We start from the raw sequence: 3177 nt of genomic DNA on the forward strand, positions 1-3177 counted from the left end.
TGGCTGGCGCTGACACGGGGGCTGCCGCAGGTGATTCGCACCGACAACGGCAAGGAGTTCTGCGGCAAGACGATGGTGACGTGGGCCCACGCGCGCGGTGTGCAGCTGCGCTTGATCCAGCCAAGCAAGCCGAACCAGAACGCCTACATCGAGAGCTTCAACGGCCGCCTGCGCGACGAATGCCTCAACGAGCACTGGTTCCCGACGCTGCTGCACGCCCGCACTGAGATCGAGACCTGGCGACGGGAATACAACGAGGAGCGACCGAAGAAGATCTTGGGCTGCCTGACCCCGGCCGTCTATGCCCAACAGCTAGCGGCCAAAGCCGCTACGATGAAACCCGGACTCTAAAGAGCCCTGCTACTGAAAGCGGGGGGGACGCCGAAGGGGCAGGGCTTCTGACCCTGCCGGTGAATGCCTCGGGGCGGTTGGTGGGAGCCGAGCCGGATGGGAAGACGTTTTAGGGGTCTACCGCTATCACATGAATAACGAATGTGTTGCCCATGCCATCCGACCTCGATAGCGTCGGAAATCTAGGGAAAAAGGACGCTGGAATGCAAGCTCTGTGTCGTTTGACACATGCATCCGCGACAAGAAAAATAGATGGAGCTGCCCTTCAGGAACAAAATTCAAGGAGGATCAAACGATGACACACACGTGGCTTTTCGTCGCAGCCTGCGCAATGGCGCTGTCCAGTACTGCTCAGGCTCAGGATGCCAAGCCTTTGGACCAGTTGGAGGTCATCTCCCGCAGCTACGCAAAGGACAATCACGTGGCTGAAGCGGAAGCCTCGCGGCGCCTGGAGCTCAGGCAGGTGCTTGCCCGGTCGGAGATCGACGCTTTCAAAGCGGACTACGCCGACCGTCTCGATACCTCGTATTGGGACGATAGCCGCGACGGGTTCAAGCTCGTGCTGCGACTCAAGCAGGGTCCGCTACCCGCTATCCATGAGTTGTCCACGGCGCACGGAACCATCCCGGTGAAGTTCACGCTGGTGTCCGGCAAGACGCTGGACGAGATCAGCGCCATCCTGGCGTCGAACCAAGCACACCTACAGGAGCAGGTGCCCGGCTTGCAGGGCACTGGTATCGATGAGGTGGATGCTGCGATCGTGCTTTACGTCTTCGTCCCTGCGGAGGAGCAAGCTGCCTACGAAGCCGAGAACGCAACGCTGAGTCGTCAGCTCGGCGTGCCTGTCAGGTTCAAGTTCCTGCCGGGCCCCATGGAATCAGAACCACAAGAGTCGCCCGAGCCATCGTCCAGCTCAACGCTGCCGACACAGAGTGCGCCATTGGCAACGACCCAGTCCCCCTATATGTGCGGGGCGGCTCGCAGATCCTCAATCTGGACAACGAGCACCAGTGCACCGGCGGCTTCATCGTGCGGAACAAGGACAACACCAATTGGGGCCTGGTCACCGCGGCGCACTGTGGCAAGAACCTCATGTACGGAAACTTGTCGGATGCGGCGAGCGGCGCACAGGTCACCGCGAAGCTGACTTACGAGGACCGGATTTTCGACGCGACACACGACTTGGCATGGTTTTCTTTCCCAGTTCTGGGCTAACGCCCACTTGGAGAAGTCTTTGCGAGGGACACCTGTTCCAGTTGCGGTGTGGCGATCCTCTCCGCCGCAGCCGCCGTAGCTGGAGATCGGGTATGCCACAGGGGTTTGCAGACCGGTTGGACGTGCGGCGTCGTGTCGAGTAGCACGGCGAGCTTTAGCAGTAAGGAGTGCAACGGACAGGTCTGTGACCCCCTGGCCTACAAGGTGGTAGTGGGGGACGACTTGGCGTGCTTTCGTGGTGACAGTGGCGGGCCGGTCCACTATGGAAATATTGCCTACGGCATCGTCAAGAGCGCTTCCTATGCGGGCGTCGAACCGGGCCGGTGCGGCGCGCTGGTTTTCAGTCCGATTGGCAAGATCGTGGACTTGGGCCTACGGCTGTACTGATTCCAGTACGCTGCGCCTCTACCGGCTCTAACTCTAGCCCATCGCGTGCAGATTGGATTCGTCCAGCCTGCGTATCAGAGACCGCTGCGGGAGCCGCCATAGGGCTTTGTTGCACAAATCGACTTGCAGACGGCCTGACCCCAACCTCAGACGGACCTATGCCACTGTATGGTTTGAGGACGGCCGATCTGGCTGAACCGATTGAGTAAGGCCACGCGGACATGCAACTCCACAACCTGGCGCTCGAACGTGCCTGCCGTCACCTGTTCGCCCAGTCGTTTGAAGCAGTGCATCTTCGTCGCCACAAGGCTGCGCATGTGGTAGCTGCGCCACTTCTTCCAGATGCTGCGACCCAAGCGCTTGCACGCGCGAATGGCCTCGTTGCGGTGCGTCGAGCCCGCATTCGACGCCTTCCAATGGCTGGCGTTCTTGCTCTGCTGGATCACCGCCATCGCCACATCGTCAACGAACCTGGCGCCTTCAGCGCCGCGTTGTACGCCTTCCAGTTCGTCGTGCGGTACTTGCCGCGCTGCCTGTTCTTCGTATCTGTCGCACCGTCAGTCTACGGGCCTCGCCGAGGAGATTTGTGCGACAAAGCCATTCAAAGGTACTTCTTGAAGCTCCCAGCCGCGACATCCGGGCACCTCGAATAACCTGCCATTACCTGGAGTTAGGGGCAGCATCTGTCGCAACGGCACCAGAGCGGCGCCTGATCGTGGTGGTTGGGAGGCTGAGGTGGCCGCTCGGCCACCTCAGCCGATCAAGCCGGCACCATGGCCCGCTCCTGTAGCCGTGCCAGCCGCATCACGTTATGGCTGGCGACCTTCAGCCCGATCACCACCTTCACCCGCGCCAAGCCGATGCAGCGCACGAACTTGCTGCCTTGTTGGGCCAAGCGCGCAAACGGGTGATCCCCCGAACACCCGATCCTTGGCAATTCGACGGTTCCGGCGCTTTGCTGCCTCGCTCAAGGGCTTGCGCGCATGCCCTTGATGTTGGATCGCGGGGCGGTAACCACGCCTTTTCAGGTCTGCTTCCCGCGCTGCATCGGCATACCCGCTATCGGCCCATACCGTGCGGCCGGTGTTGTCCGGGTCCAGCACCTGCTCGAAGTGACGGCTGTCGTGCACGTTGGCCGCGCTCACGTCGTAGCGGCGGATGAAGCCCCAGCGACGGTCCGTGCTGGCGTGCAGCTTGTAGCCGTAGAACGCTACCCCATGCTTT

The 3177-nt window shown here is 61.3% G+C and carries 3 protein-coding genes and 1 pseudogene; 2 read left to right on the top strand and 2 right to left on the bottom strand.

Annotated elements, in window-relative coordinates; genetic code table 11:
• Together SLW55_RS20505 and SLW55_RS20510 are read left to right on the top strand one after the other, a co-directional pair.
• The coding region (locus tag SLW55_RS20505) for an integrase core domain-containing protein (RefSeq protein WP_320745634.1) at window positions 1-351 on the top strand (351 nt) is incomplete at its 5' end.
• Between the two features lie 295 nt (window positions 352-646).
• On the top strand, window positions 647-1498 hold the full coding sequence (locus tag SLW55_RS20510; protein WP_320745635.1) for a hypothetical protein: 852 nt from the start codon (window positions 647-649) through the stop codon (window positions 1496-1498).
• Window positions 1499-2099: 601 nt separating this feature from the next.
• Here SLW55_RS20510 and SLW55_RS20515 read toward each other — a convergent pair.
• A pseudogene (locus SLW55_RS20515) lies at window positions 2100-2402 on the bottom strand (IS5/IS1182 family transposase); the annotation flags it as partial.
• Window positions 2403-2762: 360 nt separating this feature from the next.
• On the bottom strand, window positions 2763-3177 hold a 415-nt coding region (locus SLW55_RS20520), incomplete at its 5' end, for a transposase (RefSeq protein WP_320745636.1).

The organism is Xanthomonas sp. LF06-19 (genome assembly GCF_034105425.1).
GTDB classification, from domain to species: Bacteria; Pseudomonadota; Gammaproteobacteria; order Xanthomonadales; family Xanthomonadaceae; genus Xanthomonas_A; species Xanthomonas_A sontii.

What these genes read in the sequence shown, in the direction of transcription:
- SLW55_RS20510 (WP_320745635.1), top strand. Translation starts at nt 647, where the DNA reads ATGACACACACGTGGCTTTTCGTCGCAGCCTGCGCAATGGCGCTGTCC.